Genomic DNA, 921 nt, shown 5'->3' with positions numbered 1-921 from the left:
TAAGAGGTCAGTTCAAAAACCCCGTGAGGGGGCTGTTTACTTCCTCGGCGAGCTGTTAACCTTGGGCACCAGAACAACGGAAGCCCAAGGATGGAAGCGCCGATCATTGACGACGAACTGTGGATACTGATCGAACCATTGCTGCCGCCCGCGAAGCCTCGTGCGAAGAGCGATCCTGGTCGTCCGCGCGTTTGCGATCGTGCGGCGCTCAACGGCATCCTGTTCGTGTTCAAAACGGGAATCCGCTGGAACCACTTGCCGACTCGGCTGGGCTTCGGCTCGGGCGCAACTTGCTGGCGGCGATTGAACGACTGGCAAAAGGCTGGTGTATGGGACCAACTGCACGAGTTGCTGCTCGACAAGTTGCGTGCGGCCGGCCAGATCGATCTGTCATACGCTGCGGTCGATTCGTCGTCCGTGCGCGCCGTTGGGGCGGGCGAAAAACTGGCCCGAACCCCACGGATCGTGCGCGACCCGGTTCCAAGCACCACATCCTCGTAGACGCCAACGGCGTTCCCGTCGTCGCGATCCTGACCGGCGCGAACGCCAACGACGTCACGCAGTTGCTGCCGCTCGTTGATGCAATTCCGCCGATTCGCGGTGTCCGTGGCCGACCACTTCAGAAGCCCGGCGTCGTCTACGCCGATCGCGGCTACGATTCCACACGACACCGACGTGCGCTGCGTGAGCGCGGCATCAGGCCCGTGATCGCGAAGCGCCGGACCGAACACGGCAGCGGGCTCGGCAAGTATCGTTGGGTGGTCGAGCGTACGCACTCCTGGCTCCATAATTTCCGTCGTCTACGCACGCGCTTCGAGCGACGTGCCGACATTCACGAAGCATTCTTGAAACTTGGCTGCTCGCGCGTCTGCTGGAACGTCTTCAGGCGAGCTGAGCAAGGTTTTTGAACTGGCCTCTAAG

The 921-nt window shown here is 61.7% G+C and carries 2 protein-coding genes; both read left to right on the top strand.

Going from position 1 to position 921, the window contains the following annotated elements:
• Positions 1 to 90: 90 nt before the first annotated feature.
• Positions 91 to 501 (top strand): transposase, encoded by a 411-nt coding sequence (locus F3J15_RS38320; protein ID WP_256978861.1) that lies wholly within the window; start codon positions 91 to 93, stop codon positions 499 to 501.
• Positions 393 to 908 (top strand): IS5 family transposase, encoded by a 516-nt coding sequence (locus F3J15_RS37455; protein WP_345891607.1) that lies wholly within the window; start codon positions 393 to 395, stop codon positions 906 to 908. Before F3J15_RS38320 ends, F3J15_RS37455 begins: the two co-directional genes overlap by 109 nt.
• Positions 909 to 921: the final 13 nt, after the last annotated feature.

Source organism: Burkholderia sp. Ap-955 (genome assembly GCF_011753045.1).
GTDB classification, from domain to species: domain Bacteria; phylum Pseudomonadota; class Gammaproteobacteria; order Burkholderiales; family Burkholderiaceae; genus Burkholderia; species Burkholderia lata_D.
This window is presented reverse-complemented; position numbering and strand designations above follow the sequence as displayed.